At 54.5% G+C, this 17,241-nt stretch carries 13 protein-coding genes; 6 read left to right on the top strand and 7 right to left on the bottom strand.

The genetic code is table 11. The features are described 5' to 3' along the window. Positions 1-60: 60 nt before the first annotated feature. Positions 61-444 (bottom strand): gamma-butyrobetaine hydroxylase-like domain-containing protein, encoded by a 384-nt coding sequence (locus tag SCD_RS06030; RefSeq protein ID WP_009206002.1) that lies wholly within the window; start codon positions 442-444, stop codon positions 61-63. 130 nt (positions 445-574) lie between these two features. Then, positions 575-1,420 carry an SDR family oxidoreductase gene (locus tag SCD_RS06025; RefSeq protein ID WP_009206003.1) on the bottom strand — a complete coding sequence of 282 codons (846 nt, stop codon included), beginning with the start codon at positions 1,418-1,420 and terminating at the stop codon, positions 575-577. Positions 1,421-1,540: 120 nt separating this feature from the next. Here SCD_RS06025 and SCD_RS06020 point away from each other — a divergent pair, with 120 nt between their 5' ends. The 3 genes from SCD_RS06020 to SCD_RS06010 all read left to right on the top strand — a co-directional run bounded on the left by SCD_RS06020 (position 1,541) and on the right by SCD_RS06010 (position 3,415). Beyond that, complete coding sequence (locus SCD_RS06020; RefSeq protein WP_009206004.1) at positions 1,541-2,011, top strand: hypothetical protein; 471 nt, start codon at positions 1,541-1,543, stop codon at positions 2,009-2,011. Between the two features lie 129 nt (positions 2,012-2,140). Further along, positions 2,141-2,551 carry a hypothetical protein gene (locus SCD_RS06015; protein ID WP_009206005.1) on the top strand — a complete coding sequence of 137 codons (411 nt, stop codon included), beginning with the start codon at positions 2,141-2,143 and terminating at the stop codon, positions 2,549-2,551. 117 nt (positions 2,552-2,668) lie between these two features. Beyond that, complete coding sequence (locus SCD_RS06010) at positions 2,669-3,415, top strand: MlaA family lipoprotein (RefSeq protein WP_009206006.1); 747 nt, start codon at positions 2,669-2,671, stop codon at positions 3,413-3,415. A 43-nt stretch (positions 3,416-3,458) separates the two neighbouring features. On the opposite strand, the gene SCD_RS06005 is transcribed toward SCD_RS06010, so the two are convergent. The 4 genes from SCD_RS06005 to SCD_RS05990 form a co-directional block, all read right to left on the bottom strand. Then, a complete protein-coding gene (locus SCD_RS06005; protein WP_009206007.1) occupies positions 3,459-4,385 on the bottom strand; it encodes an MBL fold metallo-hydrolase in 927 nt (308 codons plus the stop codon). Positions 4,386-4,412: 27 nt separating this feature from the next. Beyond that, the gene (locus SCD_RS06000; RefSeq protein WP_009206008.1) at positions 4,413-5,387 is read right to left on the bottom strand and encodes a dimethyl sulfoxide reductase anchor subunit family protein; all 975 of its coding nucleotides are present in this window, start codon (positions 5,385-5,387) and stop codon (positions 4,413-4,415) included. A 99-nt stretch (positions 5,388-5,486) separates the two neighbouring features. Beyond that, the gene (locus SCD_RS05995; protein WP_009206009.1) at positions 5,487-6,218 is read right to left on the bottom strand and encodes a 4Fe-4S dicluster domain-containing protein; all 732 of its coding nucleotides are present in this window, start codon (positions 6,216-6,218) and stop codon (positions 5,487-5,489) included. Beyond that, a complete protein-coding gene (locus tag SCD_RS05990; RefSeq protein WP_009206010.1) occupies positions 6,215-9,112 on the bottom strand; it encodes a molybdopterin oxidoreductase family protein in 2,898 nt (965 codons plus the stop codon). The genes SCD_RS05995 and SCD_RS05990 overlap by 4 nt, the downstream gene beginning before the upstream one ends. Before the next feature lie 758 nt (positions 9,113-9,870). Between SCD_RS05990 and SCD_RS16580 the strand changes: the two genes are divergently transcribed. From SCD_RS16580 to SCD_RS05975, 3 genes are read left to right on the top strand one after another with little or no spacing between them, the layout of a single operon-like run. After that, complete coding sequence (locus tag SCD_RS16580) at positions 9,871-10,056, top strand: hypothetical protein (RefSeq protein WP_009206011.1); 186 nt, start codon at positions 9,871-9,873, stop codon at positions 10,054-10,056. After that, complete coding sequence (locus SCD_RS05980; protein ID WP_009206012.1) at positions 10,053-11,825, top strand: autotransporter assembly complex protein TamA; 1,773 nt, start codon at positions 10,053-10,055, stop codon at positions 11,823-11,825. Before SCD_RS16580 ends, SCD_RS05980 begins: the two co-directional genes overlap by 4 nt. After that, the gene (locus SCD_RS05975) at positions 11,825-15,577 is read left to right on the top strand and encodes a translocation/assembly module TamB domain-containing protein (RefSeq protein ID WP_009206013.1); all 3,753 of its coding nucleotides are present in this window, start codon (positions 11,825-11,827) and stop codon (positions 15,575-15,577) included. The genes SCD_RS05980 and SCD_RS05975 overlap by 1 nt, the downstream gene beginning before the upstream one ends. Before the next feature lie 117 nt (positions 15,578-15,694). Here SCD_RS05975 and SCD_RS05970 read toward each other — a convergent pair whose 3' ends face one another. Beyond that, positions 15,695-16,999, bottom strand: coding sequence for a chloride channel protein (locus SCD_RS05970; RefSeq protein ID WP_009206014.1), 1,305 nt, complete (start codon positions 16,997-16,999; stop codon positions 15,695-15,697). Between the last annotated feature and the right edge of the window lie 242 nt (positions 17,000-17,241).

The following is a 17,241-nucleotide window of genomic DNA, read 5'->3' as shown; positions in this document are numbered from 1 at the left end:
AGCAATGGGTGACGAAAATCTTTCGACCATCACTCCTCTCCCATTTCCCATCACCCCACTTCAGAGGGTAGCCGGTTCGCGGCGGGCACCCGCCTCATTCATGCGCTCTACATATTGCTTCCAAAGCGCTTCCTGACGGACACCCAAATCATGCAGATAATCCCATGAGTACAGGCCGCTATCATGGCCATCGGAGAAAACCAGTTGTACTGCATAGCTGCCCACCGGCTGAACATCCGTAATTTCTACATTTTTCTTTCCAACCTGCAATACTTCCTGCCCAGGGCCATGACCGCGCACCTCGGCAGAAGGCGAGTACACCCGCAGGAATTCGCAAGGCAGCTCAAAACGCAGCCCATCGGAAAACGCAATCTCCAGCATGCGTGATTTCTGGTGAAGTTTGATTTCCGTTGGTATCGGCGTTTTACTATCCAATCCTGCCATATTCATTCCTTTCGATAATTCGATTCAGTAGACACAATAAGCGAGAAATCCAGATTCTAGATGGGGGAGAGCAAACAAAATTTCAAGCCTGCAAACCACAAGGAAAACCATCCAGTCAAATCAGTCCAAGCTATTTACTGCCGTCCCCTCCTACCGAGGCAAGTAGCTTATCCATCCAGCCATCAGGCAAAATCCGCTTAAGCGTGGCAAACAAGTGAGTAGGGACGGTCACGTTATACCGAATTTTTGGATGCTTGCACTCCAAAGCATGAATCACTTTATCCAGCACCGCCCCGGGTGGGAGCGTAAACGGCACTGCGGCACCCTGCTTGACCAGCCGACTCTCCATGGCCAGGTATTTCTCGCGGTGGGCACTGCGTTCCACATCGATATTGCGCTTGTAGACCTCAAATGAATTCGCCCGAAAACGACTCTCGATCGGCCCCGGCTCGATCAGGGAAACATGAATGCCGCTACCGCGAAGTTCCAGCCGCAGCGTATCTGTAATACCTTCCAGCGCATATTTGCTGGCGATGTAGGCGCCCCGGTAAGGCAATGCAACCAACCCCAGCACCGAGCTGTTCATAATAATGCGGCCGTGGCCCTGAGCGCGCATCATCGGCACCACCCGATTGGTCAACTCAACCGTGCCGAACAGGTTGGCCTCGAACTGCTCGCGCAATACTTCACGCCTCAGATCCTCCACCGCGCCAGGCTGGCCGTAAGCGCCGTTGTTAAACAGGGCATCGAGTTGCCCTCCACAGCGCGCCAGAACCTCATCCATCGCACGATGAATGGAGACCGAATCTGCCAGATCGATCTGCACGCTTTCCAGGCCTTCAGCCTCAAGCGACCGCACATCCTCCGCCTTGCGAGCAGAGGCAAAAACACGGTAGCCGCGCTTTGTCAGTCCTGCGGCAACGCAACGCCCGATTCCGCTGGAACAACCTGTGATCAGGATATTTTTGGGGATCATGGCGCGCCCAGATTTTGAGCATCAACCCTATTCACTAACATTCCAAAGGAATTTATTGACAACACAGGCCCATCTCCATCAAAGTAATAAAAAAATCAACAAGATCCAACGTGGAGTCTCATGCTACCAACCCTAGAGAACGCTCTGGAAAAAATCTCCGAGCTAGAAAGCCGCATTGCCAGGCTGGAAAGAATGGTCATTGGCAGCAGTGAGCCCGCCGCCAACCCGCATCCCCCAACCCTTTCAACCTTACTATGCGGCGATGGCGAGGCAGCCTTCCCTCAACTCAATGCGGGTGTAACGGAAGCAGATGGAGAAATTAAAACGGCGACCGACACCAAACCCAGCCAATCTGAAATCACCAACGACAAATCCGCTCTCGAAACGGTCTTTCCTAATATCGCGGAGAATCTTACTCTGGTTTGGGGCAACCCGGAATGCGAGGGCTATCTCAACAAGCTGATGATCAATAATCGCAGTAATCGTCAGGGCTTCAGCCTGGATGTCATGAGTGAGCTGATGCTTCTGCTGGCCATTACAGAACGTGCACACACTGACATATGGGCAGATTCCATCAAAATCGGTGACTAGCGTTAAGCCGTGAAATGTACGACCGGAAACCAAGCTGACAGCAACCAGACTCACTTCCATACCAAAAAGATATATTGGCAACACCGGCCTCACTTGAAATAAATAACAATATTCAAAAAGGAGGCACGCTTGCTATTAACCCCGGAAAACCCCCAGGAAATAGCTACCGAACTGGAAAGCCGCATTGCCAAGTTGGCGGGAAGGGCCATCGATAGCAGCGCGCCCGGTAACAGCAAAGCCCCCCTGCCTCGACTCAATGCGGGATTGGCGAGAGAATCTGTCGGAATCACACCTGCCCAGCCGAAAGCAGACCCCAGCCTATCCTCCATAGAAGCTGATTTTCCCCATATTGCGGAAAAACTTGTCCTGGTTTGGGGCCATCCTGGATGTTTCTCATACCTGAGCGAACTGATCATCGACAACCGTGGCAACCGCAAGGGCTTCGATCTGGATATCATGGGCGATTTGATGCTACTCTTAAAAATCACGGAACAGGTGCCCCCTGATCAGTGGGCAAGCGCCCCAGGCAGGCATCGCTAGACAGTGACAGTCTTCCAGTCACAACATATCCTGCAATGCTTCATAACCCGGATAGTTCCTACATCAGGAAATCATTGATACAATGGCCAACTGAAAATAACATCGGATACTGCAATAATGCGTGCAAACTTTTTCAAGCTCCCGACCGTGATGCTATTAAGCCTCTCCCTGCTCGGCTGCGCCACTAACGGTGACCCGCGCGATCCTCTGGAACCGCTCAACCGCGGCATCTACAAATTCAATGATGCGGTGGACAAAGCGGTGCTCAAACCGGTTGCCACAGGATACAAGGAAGCCATGCCTGATCCGGTGCGCACCGCCGTTGCCAATTTCTTTTCCAATCTGGATGACATACTGGTGCTGCTCAACGATCTGCTCCAGTTCAAACTCGAACGGGCCGCCACTGATTTCAGTCGTCTGGTCTGGAACACTACGGTCGGCATTGCCGGCCTGATCGATGTCGCCACCTCGATGGATCTGCCTAAACATAACGAAGACTTCGGACAAACGCTAGGATATTGGGGTGTCGACACCGGTCCCTATCTGGTGCTGCCATTCTTTGGCCCCAGCACCGTGCGAGATGCCGTTGGAAGGGTAGTTGATTCCCACTTCGATCCGGTGGTACAACATACGCCGGTCCCCGAACGCAATTCGGCGATTGCCATCGACACTGTGGATACCCGTGCGCGCCTGCTCGATACGGAGGAAATTCTGGATGAAGCCGCTCTCGACCGCTACGTCTTTCTGCGTGATGCCTATCTACAGCGGCGCCGTGGTTTAATTTATGATGGCAATCCACCACGGGAGAAGTTCGAGGATTTCGATGATCCCGTTCCTTCCGCTCCAGCCTCATCCCACCCCTGAACTCAGGATACTCCGCACGTAGCAGAGCGATTAACAGCTGCCGCTAGAAATTCGCCGCCTCAACCTCGAGGTAGGCGCGGCTGATATTTCCGCCCATGTTGACTTCATATTCCTTGAGCTTTTTCCATTCGGCAAGATCCAGCGTATTGCGAATTTCGCTATCGCTCAGGCCTTTCTTGTACCCAGCTTCCACACCGGCATAGAAACCAGCCAGGAGCTTATGCAACTTAGCCACGTCCGCCATGGTCATCAATGGTCCATGGCCAGGCACGATGGTGGTAGCTTTGAAATCCTGCGCCTTGGCGAGAGCCTCTACCCAGTTGCGGATATGACCGTCGCGCATCACCGGAGTTGTTGTATTAACCAGAATATCCCCACCGATCAGCACCTTATCATCCGGAAGATAGACCATCATGTCACCCGGCGTATGTGAGCCACGGGGTACCCACAACAGCATTTTCACACCTTGAAGGTTGCGGTCACTGGTGCTTTCTTCCTTGAAGGTAACCATAGCTGGCACTGGACGGGTACCGGGAAACTTGCTACCAATCATGCTCTCCATGATCTGTATCCATTCCTCACCAGTTTTCTCAACCAGCACCTTGCACTGTTCTGAACTGAGGATTTCTGCACCCTTGAACGCGACATTGCCCAAATGATGATCGCCGTGGTGATGAGTATTAATAATATGGGTAACCGGCTTAGGCGTAATTTTGGCAATCGCTTTCGCCAAATGTTTGCCGACCACATCCGTGCCGCCGCTATCCACCAGAATCACCCCCTGATCACCGATGATCACGGTGCTGTTCACCATGTAACCCTGATTATGTTGGCTCGGCAAACCCATCGGACCGAGCAGAGCGTACACACGCTCGTTGATTTTCACGACCCTGGGCTCGGGAATTTGTGCTTTGGCCCACACGGCATTAGTAAAAAACAAGATACACAAGGTCAGGATAACGCGACTCATGATTTCTCCATTTAACACCTGCAATAATCAGGAAATAGTCTGGTAATAAAGGTTCTGCGGATGGTTGGCCTGTGCGAAGAAAAACCAGCGCTCGGCGAGCAGGCCCACATATTGCACCAAAAAAGCGGCAAACAGCAATCCACTTAAGGAAGCGTATAGTCCACCGGCCAATAGCAGGAGCGGAAGCACGAACACCAGCACCAGAAACACCCATTTGACCGAGCGCAACAAACCCGCGCCCTTGCCATGGAAGAACTCGCGGGTGTTGAATGAACCTCCCATAAAGCCCTGAGATTTCTGCACAATCTGGCCGTGGCGCACACCAATCGCCGTTTGCAACGTGGATTTCGGCTTAAGACGCGCATTGCGAACCAGCGATGCGACACGTGTCACCAGCGCCAGCAGAGTAATCACCATCGCCCATTCGCCGTAAAACCCGACCAGATTGGGTGCAGCGTATACCGAATAAGCTGTCGCCAGGGTGAAGCCTGAAGCGCTGCCGAGGAGCAGGTAATTCACAACCGTCAGCGGACTATGCCATTCCTGCAAAAATTTCAGGCAGGCGTATATCATCGCAGTACACAGGAACAATGCGAAGCACAGTACAGTACCGAGCACGCCGAGCACCATTGTCGCATCCAGAGTCAACGTGCCGAAGGTAACGAGTGAGGCATGCCAGCCAAGGAAATGCGCCACACCATAGAGGAATACCACACCCATGAACGCCGGCAACACGATCACCTCACGCGACAGCCAGGAGGTGCGCCACTTCGCCGCCGAGCGCCATGCCCGCTCGGGATGACCGAGGTGGAAGAAGGAAGCCACCAACCCACCGATCAGGAGCAGCAAAGCGATCAAGCTACCTATCGCATAAAAACGGCCATCTGCCTGCGGCAACAAATGGAAAAATGCATAAACCTGGCCGGTGTAAAGGGCCAGGAACAACCCCTGGCCGGCGCCAATCAGGGTGGTGAGGAAAATCACTGAAAACGCGGGATGCATAAAAACTCCAGTTAATAAAGTCCTGAGTCCTGTGTCCTGAGTAAAACCCCGCGTAGCGCCAACTACTCAGGGCTTTCCTCTCAGGACTCAGGACTATGCTTACCAGGAAGTGACGTCGTCCAGAGACGGCTCGCTCTTGTCCGGTTGCGGTAGCAGACGCTCTTTCTTGAGCGGGTTGTCGGCACGCATCAGTTCATCAGCATGTATCCTGATCTGAGTCTTGCGCCTTGGCAGGTAATGGTTGGCCGGTTTGGTGCCCCACTCTGGCATCAATGCATAACCGCCGCTTTCCCGGATCGCCACCGAAACCACCGACTCCGAATCATGCACGTCTCCGAACAGACGTGCACTGGTCGGGCAGGCCAACACGCACGCCGGCTTGCGCTCCGCTTCAGGCAAGGACTGGTCATAAATCCGGTCGACGCACAAGGTGCACTTCTTCATCACTTTCTGATGCTCGTCGATTTCTCGCACACCGTAAGGGCAGGCCCAGGAGCAATACTTGCAGCCGATGCACTTGTCGTAGTCCACCAGCACGATGCCATCCTCCTTGCGCTTGTATGAAGCACCCGTAGGGCACACGGGCACGCAAGGTGGATCCTCACAATGCAAACAGGATTTGGGGAAATGCACTGTCTCGGTATTGGGGAAACTACCGACCTCAAAAGTCTGCACCCGGTTGAAGAAGGTGCCGGTCGGGTCAGCGCCGTAGGGACGGTCACCCGACATGGCCCCCGCTGAACCGGAGGTATTCCATTCCTTGCAACTGGTGACGCAGGCATGGCAGCCGACACAAACATTGAGGTCGATGACCAGGGCAAGCTGGGTCATTTCCACTCTCCTTTTCCAGCAAAAAAGGCCTGCCAGGCACGCCGAACCTTGCTGGTGCCGGGTGCAGCAGGCACTGGCACGAACTGCGGGGAGGTCTGCTCCGGCTCACCCTCAGCCGCTTTGTAGATTTTCACCTTGACGTCATACCATGCCGCCTGTCCAGTGACCGGGTCGGAGTTGGAAAGGTGAATGCCATCACGACTGGCCGGCAATTCTTCGGAAATCAGATGGTTCAGCAGGAAACCCTTTTCCGACTCGTTCGCTTCGGGCGCCAGATTCCATGCCCCCTTGGCCTTGCCGATGGCATTCCAGGTCCACACTGTACCCGGCTCGAGCGCCTCGCTAAAACGGCACATGCAACGCACCTTGCCATGCATCGATTCGACCCAGATCCAGTCGCCGTCGGCGATACCCTGAATCTGTGCGGTCACGGGGTTCACGAACAGGTAGTTATGGGCGTGAATCTGACGTAGCCAAGCATTCTGCGAATCCCACGAATGATACATCGCCATCGGCCGCTGGGTCACCGCGTTGAGCGGATATTTGGCGTTATCGCTGAGCTGTATCTCCAGCGGCTCATAGTAGAACGGCAGCGGGTCGAAATACGTCTCGATGCGCTGCCTCAGGCGCTCGGGAGGCTGACGCCCATCAGTCTTGCCTTGGGCGGCGAGGCGGAATTTCTGCAGCACTTCGGAATAAATATGGATGTTGATCGGCTCCGCATAGCGAGTCAGGCGGTGGCGCTGCGCCCATTCCAGATAGCCCTGGTTCCAGTTGCGCATGTACTGGTAGGATCGCGGCAGGTGGTATTGATAAACACAGTTGTTCTTGGCGTACATTTCCCACTGACGCGGATTGGGCTCGCCGCGCATGAACTTCTCCCCGCCCTTGCCGCGCCATCCGGCGAGAAAGCCGATGCCGGAACCCGGCTCGGTTTCGTAATTGGTGATGAAATCGGGGTAATCGCGGTACTTGCGCGAGCCATCCGGGTTGACGAACACCGGCAGCTTGAGGCGCGAGCCCAGTTCGATCAGCACCTCCTGAAACGGCTTGCACTCGCCGGTAGGTGGCACCACTGGAATACGCACCGAATCCACGGGGCCGTCGAATTCCGAAATTGGCCGGTCGAGCATGGACATCACATCATGACGTTCGAGATAAGTCGTATCCGGCAACACCAAGTCAGCAAATGAGGTCATTTCAGACTGGAAGGCGTCGCACACGATCAGGAAGGGGATTTTGTACTCGCCGTCCTCGCGCTTGTCCTTCAACATGTCACGCACCTGCACCGTATTCATCGACGAATTCCACGCCATGTTCGCCATGAAGATCAGCATGGTGTCGATCGAATAAGGATCACCGCGCCAGGCGTTGGTAATGGCGTTGTGCATCAGACCGTGGACAGCGAGCGGGTATTCCCAGGAAAATGCTTTGTCGAGCCGCACCGGCTCTCCATTCTCGTCGACAAACAGATCCTCCGGCTCGGCAGGCCAGCCCAGCGCCATGCCGCCCAGCGGCGTATTCGGCTGCACTCCTTCCGGACCCTTAGGCGTCTTGGCGCAGGGTGGAATCGGCCGCGGGAACGGCGCCTTGTGACGAAACCCGCCGGGCCGGTCGATAGTGCCGAGCAGGCTCATCAAAATGGACATGGCACGGATGGTATGAAAGCCATTGGAATGGGCAGCCAAGCCGCGCATGGCATGAAAGGCAACCGGATTGCCGGTCACCGTTTCGTGCTCCTTACCCCAGGTATCGGTCCAGGCGATTGGCAACTCGATCTTCTGATCGCGCGCGGTAACGCCCATCTCGTGGGCAAGGCGACGAATGGTTTCGGCCGAAATGCCGGTAATCCCTTCTGCCCATTCCGGCGTATAGTCCTCGACGCGCTCCTGAAGGAGTTGGAAGGAAGGCTTCACCGGTGTGCCATCGTGGAGCTTGAATTCGCCACGGAGGAAGGGATCAGCGCCCTCGCTGCGGGTAACCACCGGTTTGTTGGAAATACGATCCCACCACAGCTTGTTCTGCGGGTCGAAGCAACCCTCCTCCTCCGGCACCTCGGTGCGCACGAACATGCCGAACTCGCTGCTCTTTTCGTCTAGGTTCACCAGTTCGGCGGAGTTCGAGTACTGCACCAGAAAATCGCGGTCGTACAGGCCGAGGCGGATGATTTCGTGGATCAGCGCCAACATCAGAGCGCCATCCGTGCCGGGGCGGATCGGCACCCACTCATCAGCGATGGCGGAATAGCCGGTACGGACCGGATTGATCGAAACGAAGCGACCGCCATTGCGCTTGAACTTGGACAACGCCATCTTCATCGGATTGGAGTGATGATCTTCAGCTGTGCCTATCATCACGAACAGCTTGGCACGATCCAGATCGGGCCCGCCGAACTCCCAGAACGAGCCACCTATCGTGTAGATCATGCCGGCGGCCATGTTAACCGAGCAGAAGCCGCCGTGAGCAGCGTAATTGGGCGTACCGAACTGCTTGGCGAACAGCCCGGTCAGTGCCTGCATCTGGTCTCGGCCGGTGAACAGCGCAAATTTTTTCGGATCGGTAGAGCGTATCTTGGCAAGCCGATCCGCCATCAGAGTAAATGCCTCTTCCCAGGAAATTGGCTCAAACTCACCTGCCCCCCTCTCGGAGCCTGGCTTACGGCGCAACGGTTGGGTCAGGCGTGCAGGAGAGTACTGCTTCATGATGCCGGAAGAACCTTTGGCACAGATCACGCCCTGGTTCAGGGGGTGCTCGGGGTTACCCTCGATATAGCGTACCTCGCCGTTTTTCACCGTGACACGAATACCGCAGCGGCAGGCGCACATGTAGCAGGTCGTATTCTTGACCTCGATACTGTCCTTTGAATTTTCTGTATGACCGACTGATTGCTGCATGATTATTTTCTCGCTAAGCCAGTGAGCCCCAGCTTACTCAGGCTGCAAATTAATGTGACTATCCAAACTGATTTTACAGCCATTATGAAATCAGTTTGTTAACATTTATTTATAGGTTTATAAGTATTTTGATACAGTCTAATATGCATACCAAATCTTACTTTAGTTCAGCGGCGCAAAAAAGGGCGAAAACAAAAGGAGACTGCAAGATGACGAAGAGGGCGTGACCCATCAACAAACCCAATACACAAATGCAATTACAATGAGTTACAAAATAATCGACATGGTTTCCAGCTACCGCATTTAGCTACAATTTTAGCCGCACAATATGCTCCAACCATCCAGGATAAGTATTGCACAGATGAAAGTACAAAAAAAGCGTGCTTAAGCAAGCACGGCAACCATAAGGGGCCCTTGTCTTTGCTCGTCACAGCGGTCTCGTAACCGTCAATTTTCATGTTCTTGTACATAGCCCGGATCCACATCAGGCATTTTGGCTGAATCTGCCAGAAATGTAAGCCTGGGAATCAGGATAGTTCAACACTAATCATGGCATCCAGTACACACCGCGTTTGGAAGAGAACAGTCAGGCCTTTATACTAAAGCAAACAGGAAAACCAACCCTTGGCAGTTTGAGCCAACGCCCATGAGTCATGGCTTGTTCCATTCCGCAGTCTGTCCGAAAGATGGGGTTACTATGCCATGACGAGAATGCGGTAAGCACACGCTTTCTAAGCGCCAGAGAAAGGAAATTTAAAATGAAACTATGGCACAAAATTATCATCACGATTGTCGCCATGCTTATCACCAGTTTCGTAGCCGGTCGGCTATGGCTAATGGCTTTCGATTTTGTCATACCCAGTTATCTGGCTGGTGTGGCCGGTGGTTTGGCGGCGATCCTGGTATGGGAGCTCATCCGCTGGATACGCAAGAAAAATCCATGAAACTGTCGCCATTTACTGCTCTGGCGTACGTCTGCATCCTGGCTTTGGTGGCCATGGCGCAGGGCGCCCTTGCCTCTGATGGCCAGGAAACTTTTGGTTATGACGTCGAGCTTCAGGTGCCCCTTGCTCAGCGCAATCTGTTGGAAGACCATCTCGACCTCTACCGCTGGCGCGGCAATGAACGCATGGATGAAATCCAGCTACAGCGGCTAGTCCGACTGGCGCCGGAACAGATACGCGAATTTCTGGCCACTGAGGGTTTTTATTCGCCTCAGATCGACGCAAAAATGGCATCTAAAAATGGCCGGTGGGCAGTCATGCTGATTGTGGACCCGGGCGAGCCAGTGCATGTAACCGCTTTCGACCTTCAAGTCACCGGCCCCTTCGATGATGGTTCCGCAGAAAACCGTACGCGCCAGGAAAAGATGCAGGCGGATTGGGGCTTACGCCCCGGCGCAGTGTTTCGCCACGATGACTGGGAATCCGCCAAGCGAAAAGCCCTCAAGGCATTGCTGCTCGATCGCTACCCGGCTGCTTCAATTGCAGACAGCCGCGCTACCGTTAATCCGGAAACAAAGAGCGCTGAACTTCAAGCCACCCTCGACAGCGGTCCGGCTTTTACCTTCGGCACGTTAGAAATCAAAGGTCTTCAGCGTTATCCTTCCAGCATCATCGAGCGTATGAATCCCATCAAGCCTGGCGAGCCCTATTCTCAGGCAAAAATACTGGGGTTACAGGCTCGGATACAGGACAGTCCTTACTTTTCGAGTGCTGCCGTGAGTGTGGAAACTGACCCCAAACAGCCAACCAGCGTACCCGTTCAGGTTGAAGTAATCGAAACGCAATCCAGGAAACTGGGCTTCGGCATCGGGATGAGCACCGACACTGGCGCACGTGGCCAAGTGGACTATCGAGATCTCCACTTTCTCGACCGCGCCTGGCGGCTTGGCGGTACGCTTAAACTCGACCAAAAAATCCAGTCTCTAGGCGGCGATCTGCAGTTCCCCCTGACCGAAGAAGGATACCGCGACAGTATCAACACCCTGCTAGAACGCACTAACATCGTGGGGGTTGTGACCCAAAAGCTCGTTGTGGGCGGCAAACGCACCTTCATCCAGGGAAAAACAGAAACCAGCTACGGCCTCCGCTACCTGGTTGAACAGCAGGATGTCGATGGAGGAGCAAGTACGCAAAACTCTACGCTTAGTCCTACCTACTCCTGGACGCTACGCAACATAGACAATCTCCTCTATCCAACCCGCGGTTATCTGGTGAACCTCCAGGCAGACGCAGCAGCACGTGCCCTTCTGTCAGATCAGGATTTCTTGCGTGGCTATGGCCGAGCTGTGTATTTCCACCCTTTAAGTAAGCGCGATCAACTAATCCTGCGCGGCGAATTGGGCGTGGTGGCAGCCAAAAGCCGCAATGGTATTCCATCGGATTTTCTGTTTCGCACTGGCGGTGATCAGACGGTGCGTGGCTACGCCTATCAAAGCCTTGGAATACATGAAGGGAACGCAGTCGTCGGTGGCCGCTATCTGGCGGTTGCCAGCGCTGAGTATGTTCACTGGCTGACAGCCCAATGGGGTGCGGCTGTTTTCGTCGATGGTGGTAATGCCGCAGACTCTTTAAGCAACCTGAAACCGGTATATGGTTACGGCGCGGGTGCACGCTGGAAGAGTCCCGTTGGCCCGCTGAATATTGACATCGCTTACGGTCAGGACAAAAAGGAGGTGCGCATGCATTTCTCGCTGGGATTCAACTTTTAATGCTAAACATGAGACTCAAGAAAACTGGCGTCTACGCCATCCGCACATTACTCGGCATGCTGGTCATTGTCGCCATTCTGGCCTGGCTAACAGGGACAGAATCTGCATTACGCTGGGGCGCGCAACAGGTCGAGCAAATGAGTGACGGCAAGCTTGTTCTGCGCACTGTGCACGGCTCTCTGTATGGCCCGCTGCGTATCGAATCCCTCAGTTTTAAAACCGCCGAAAAACGCTTCGAAGTGAAAGGGGTCAACCTGGACTGGGCTCCCCTCGCGCTGATCAAGGGACACATCCAGTTCGACCGATTTGCTTTGCAAGAGCTGAAGATTGTCGAGATCAAGCCGAGTGAAGAGCCCATCACGCTGCCAGAGACCTTGCATTTGCCGGTCACATTGTCCGCTCCCGCCATTACCATAGACCGAATCGTGCTTAAAATTGGCGGCACGGAACAAGTTCTAAGCGGCATCAAACTCAGCGTGGACAAAGCAACTGATAGCTACAAGCTGAATCTGCGAAATATTGTGACTGAATGGGGAAGCGCACAGGGCGAAATGGTGCTGGGAGACACCAAACCATTTAAAGTGCAGGCGCATATCAGCCTGCAGCAGACAGAGGGGACAACCTATAGCACCGTTGCGGATGCCACAGGCAATTTAACGCAACTCCTGCTTAAAGCCAAAGCCAGCACCCTGGGTGGTGATGCAGAAATCCATGCCAAGCTCACGCCGTTCGATGAACTCCCTCTTGCCGAAGCGCAAATCAAAGCACAGGGCATGAATCCGGCGCTACTTCGCAAGGACCTGCCCAAAGCCGACCTCAGCGCAGTGGTTACCGTGGTGCGCCAGGGCGCAAAAGACCTGAAAGGGAGCATCGTAGTCCACAATTCTCTGCCCGGACCGTGGGATGCATCGCGCTTGCCGCTGCGCGAGATTGCGACCCTGTTTGCCGGTACGTTGAGCCACCTGGATCTGAGCGCAATTCACCTGGACCTGGCCGACGCCGGTGAGTTCAAAGGCGACGGTCAGGTCAGAGATCAGCAATTGCAACTCGATCTCGCCACTGCAAACTTCAATCCCAAAGGGGCGCATAGCAAGATGCGCCCGATGAAACTTGCCGGTGAGATTCACCTGCAAGCAGCGCCAAAAGGCCAGCAGCTAAAGGCTGATCTGCGTTACCAGCATTTTCAACTCCATCTGGATGCACGGCAGCAGAATGCGGTTATCGAATTACGCGAAGCTATCGTCAAAGCGGGTGCCGGCAGTCTCGCTCTCCACGGCACGCTGGCGCTGGAAGGTGCTAAATCATTCCAGTTGGCAGGCGCCTTACAGGGGTTCAATCCATCCGATTTCGGAGACTATCCGGCAGCCAGGGTTAATGCATCAATCTCCGGCACCGGCCATCTTGAGAAAGAACCACAGGCCACTGTGAGATTTACTATCGCTGACAGCCACTTCCGACATCAGCCACTTTCCGGCCAGGGCAATCTGAACGTTTCCACCACGCGCATATGGGACAGTGAGGTCATGTTGCGACTGGCTCGCAACCGATTGGAGGCAAAAGGTGCTTTAGGCAGTCCAGGTGATCGCCTCAACTTCCAGATTGAGGCTGACGATCTTGCCATGATAGATCCGGAACTCGGCGGGCAAGTGCATGCCAAGGGCGCGCTGGAGGGACGGTTTGCTGCGCCATCCGGTAATTTCGACGCAAAAGTCAGCGGCCTGTCCTGGCGCAAGGAATATCGCGTGGCCAATTTGCAAACCGAGGGACGCCTGGACAAGGGAGTGGATGGCCCGCTATCTCTGAAAACCACCCTGCATGGTCTGACTACACCGCAACTGCACATTGACCAAGCCAGCTTGATCGCACAGGGAACCCGCATCAAGCACACGTTGCAACTCCAGGCTAAAAATCCCGATTTCGATATTGAAAGCCGGTTTGCCGGCGGCTGGAGCGACAAGTCAGGATGGTCCGGTCAAATGCTGAACCTGGTTAACCGCGGGCGCCATAAACTGGCACTCAAGTCACCGGCAAAAATGGAAGTAGCCCAGCAACATTTTCTGCTAAGCAGTGCGCACTTCGATTTCGTTGGCTCCAGCATTGTCTTGAATGAGCTTGCCTATAATACCGGCCAGATTTCAAGCCACGGGGAATTAAAAGGCATGCCTCTAGCCTACCTGCAAGGGTTCGCAGAAGAGAATACGGACATTCAGACCGACCTCACACTGGGTGGAAACTGGCAGTTTGCCCTGCGTGACAAAATTAATGGGCATCTCGCTTTATGGCGCGAGCGCGGTGACGTCACTTTCCCCAGCATCCCGCGACCCACTTTAGGTCTCAGCCACCTCACCCTGAATGTGGATGCAGTAAACAACCAGTTGCAAGGCCGGTTAGAAGCTACCGGCACCAACCTGGGTAGCTTCAAGGCCAATGGGCAAAGCCTGCTCTCATCCCGAAACGGGTCCTGGGGTATCGCCGGCGACGCACCCGTACAAGGAAATGTTACCCTTGCCATGGAATCCTTGGCCTGGATAAAGCCGCTGCTCGACAAAACCGGCGCACTGACTTTTGACGGCTCCCTTAAAGCACTCGTGCATGTGGGCGGCACCTTCGCACAACCCAGACTGACCGGCAATATAAACGGAGACCGCTTCATCGTGGCATTGCCAGACCAGGGTCTGCATTTCACGGAAGGGCGCTTTCAGGCGGAATTGCAGGATCAGACGTTGCTTCTCAAAGACCTGACAGTTCGTGGCGGAGACGGAAACCTCAAAGGTCAGGGCCGGGTCGCATTTGAAGGGGGGGTGCCAGCCATGCAGTTATCGTTGAAGGCAGACAAACTTCAAGTCCTCTCCCGTCCGGACCGCCTTCTCATTCTCAGCGGAACGAGTGATGCAACGATTGCCGGAAAAGAGATCAAACTAACTGCAAAGCTCAAGGCAGATAAGGGGTTGATTGAACTACCCAAAGGCGGCACTCCAACGCCAAGCGAGGATGTCGTCGTATTGGGCCGGACCAAGGTGATCGAGAAAAAAACGCCGCAATACAACCTGAGCTTCAATCTTGATCTGGATCTGGGTGACAAATTCTTTATAAAAGGCAAAGGACTGGATGCACAACTGGGTGGGGGGTTAGCACTCAGGGGCGCAGATAACGCACCCCTTACCTCCCGCGGCAGCATACGCGTGGTAACAGGAAGCTATTGGGCTTATGGACAGAATCTTAAAATCGAGCGCGGCATTCTTAACTTCCAGGGGCCTATAGACAATCCGGGTCTCAACATTATTGCCTTACGAAAAAACCAGCCTGTCGAAGCGGGTGTGGCACTCACCGGCACAGCACAATCGCCAAGCGTGAAGCTGGTTTCCAACCCCAATGTTCCCGACAGTGAAAAACTCTCCTGGCTGGTATTGGGCCACGGACTGGAAGACTCCAGCGGCCAGGAATTCAGCGCACTGCAAGCCGCAGCAGGAGCACTGCTGGCGGCAGGTGAATCAGTCTCCCTGCAGCAGAAAATCGCCCATTCGGCTGGGCTGGAAGAAGTCAGCCTTAAAGGTGCGGGCGGTCTGGAGAGCACTGTACTTTCCCTGGGCAAACGACTGTCTTCACGCGCCTACCTCAGCTACGAACAGGGGCTCACCGGTGTTGGAAGCATCGTGAAGATCAACTACACGCTCACCAAACGGCTATCCGTCCGGGCGCAAGCCGGTCTTGCACCCGCAGTGGATCTTTTCTACACCTTCAGTTTTGACTGACTATCAGGCTGGGCAGAAGGGACGGCTTGAATTGAGCCATCCAGGAAGTGGCTTGAGGCGGGTGTGCCTCTGACCAGTAATTCTTCTAATAAATATTAGCGGCTACCCGATTCTGACTCATTGCTGTTCCATACGGCGCACGAAACGTTCGGCGAGAGCTTTGTACAAGGGTTCGTGGTAAACGATACGCGAAATTCCGTGCGCGATCAGCGCAGTAGCCATAAGAGGCAGAGCGAGGCTGTGATTGTTGGTCATTTCCATGACGATGACGAAAGAGGTAAGCGGTGCCTGGGTAACGCCCGAGAAATAGGCGACCATGCCCAGGACAATTACGGTGTCGGCGGGGACGAACGAAATGAAGTGAGAAAAGGTGGCTCCCATTCCTGCACCGACAGCTAATGACGGAGCAAATATGCCGCCGGGTATCCCGCTCAGATAGGAAACCAGCGTCGCCAGGAACTTGAGTACGCCAAAGCCCAGATAGTCAGCATCCCCGTGCTCCAGGATGTCGTGCACCTCGTCGTAGCCGGTGCCATAGGTGTGTTGTCCGGACAATGCACCCAGGCCGGCCAGAACTAATCCGCATGCTGCTGCGAATCTAACCGGATGCGAACGCATCCAGTGCCCCATCACCCCGCTCCAGCCATCGTTGGCGCTAATCAGCAGGCGCGCGAACAATCCTCCGAAAAGCCCCCCTGCCACTCCGCAGGCGAGGACAGCCAGCCAGCCAATGCCTGTGTCGATCGAAGTCGATACCGTACCGAAGTAGGTGTAGTTGCCGAGGACGGCATGAGCAGCAAGCCCTGCGAAGATGACGGCAGTGAGAATAAGGCCATTGGTGCGCTGCTCGAAGGAACGGGACAATTCTTCGATAGCGAAGACAATCCCGGCCAGGGGCGTATTGAAAGCCGCTGCAACACCGGCAGCACCGCCGGCAACGATCAGACCCTTCATTTGATCCTGGTGCGTGAAGCGGGAAAACTTGCGCAGCGAATACATGATCGATGCGCCGATCTGTACTGTCGGCCCCTCGCGGCCCACCGATGCACCACTGCAGAGAGCCAGAAGCGTGAGAACTATTTTTCCCACCGCGATACGCAGCGACAGGAGCTTGCCCAATTGTTCCAGGTTCTGAATTCGCAGTGCCGCGATAGTTTGAGGAATGCCGCTACCTTGAGAACCCTCAAAAAATCGCCTCGACAGCCAGACTGACAATGCAAGGCCCGACGGCATGATGACAAAAGGGAGCCAGGGCGAAATCGAAAGTATCCAGTGGAACCACTCATAACTAATCCGTGCGCCCAAAGCAAACAGAACCGCCGCTGCGCCCACTGCGAGCGCGCCACCCCAGAACACAAGGCGCAATAGCCATTGTCTCGGCGACAGCAGGTTATCCAAATGGTCGTTGTCAGTCATGTGCATGAATTATCAAATTTTTTTTTATTGTCGTTGAAAGGCAGTGCTCCAGCCCAGCCCCTGGGAAAGCAAACATATTGCACGCTTCCATGGAATGGACAGGTTGGCCTGCCGCTTCTACTTCTTACGATCAATATTCTATCCGATAGCGCCATCATTTGTTGCCCTCATCAGCGTGTACCTGTTCCACGCTTGGCGCCAGAGGGGTAGTGCTGACGATGCCGATTGCCCCGTGTGCTCGCTGGGTA

Origin of the sequence: Sulfuricella denitrificans skB26, assembly GCF_000297055.2 — a bacterium.
In the GTDB taxonomy this organism is placed as follows: Bacteria; Pseudomonadota; Gammaproteobacteria; order Burkholderiales; family Sulfuricellaceae; genus Sulfuricella; species Sulfuricella denitrificans.
Note: the sequence above shows the minus strand (reverse complement) of the source record. Positions and strands in the feature narration are given on the sequence as shown.

Bases quoted from the DNA above. Each gene is read 5' to 3' on its own strand.
- SCD_RS06025 (WP_009206003.1), bottom strand. From the start codon at position 1,420: ATGATCCCCAAAAATATCCTGATCACAGGTTGTTCCAGCGGAATCGGG.
- SCD_RS05990 (WP_009206010.1), bottom strand. From the start codon at position 9,112: ATGCAGCAATCAGTCGGTCATACAGAAAATTCAAAGGACAGTATCGAG.
- SCD_RS05970 (WP_009206014.1), bottom strand. From the start codon at position 16,999: ATGCACATGACTGACAACGACCATTTGGATAACCTGCTGTCGCCGAGA.
- SCD_RS05995 (WP_009206009.1), bottom strand. From the start codon at position 6,218: ATGACCCAGCTTGCCCTGGTCATCGACCTCAATGTTTGTGTCGGCTGC.
- SCD_RS06005 (WP_009206007.1), bottom strand. From the start codon at position 4,385: ATGAGTCGCGTTATCCTGACCTTGTGTATCTTGTTTTTTACTAATGCC.
- SCD_RS16580 (WP_009206011.1), top strand. From the start codon at position 9,871: ATGAAACTATGGCACAAAATTATCATCACGATTGTCGCCATGCTTATC.
- SCD_RS06020 (WP_009206004.1), top strand. From the start codon at position 1,541: ATGCTACCAACCCTAGAGAACGCTCTGGAAAAAATCTCCGAGCTAGAA.
- SCD_RS05980 (WP_009206012.1), top strand. From the start codon at position 10,053: ATGAAACTGTCGCCATTTACTGCTCTGGCGTACGTCTGCATCCTGGCT.
- SCD_RS06030 (WP_009206002.1), bottom strand. From the start codon at position 444: ATGGCAGGATTGGATAGTAAAACGCCGATACCAACGGAAATCAAACTT.
- SCD_RS05975 (WP_009206013.1), top strand. From the start codon at position 11,825: ATGCTAAACATGAGACTCAAGAAAACTGGCGTCTACGCCATCCGCACA.
- SCD_RS06010 (WP_009206006.1), top strand. From the start codon at position 2,669: ATGCGTGCAAACTTTTTCAAGCTCCCGACCGTGATGCTATTAAGCCTC.
- SCD_RS06000 (WP_009206008.1), bottom strand. From the start codon at position 5,387: ATGCATCCCGCGTTTTCAGTGATTTTCCTCACCACCCTGATTGGCGCC.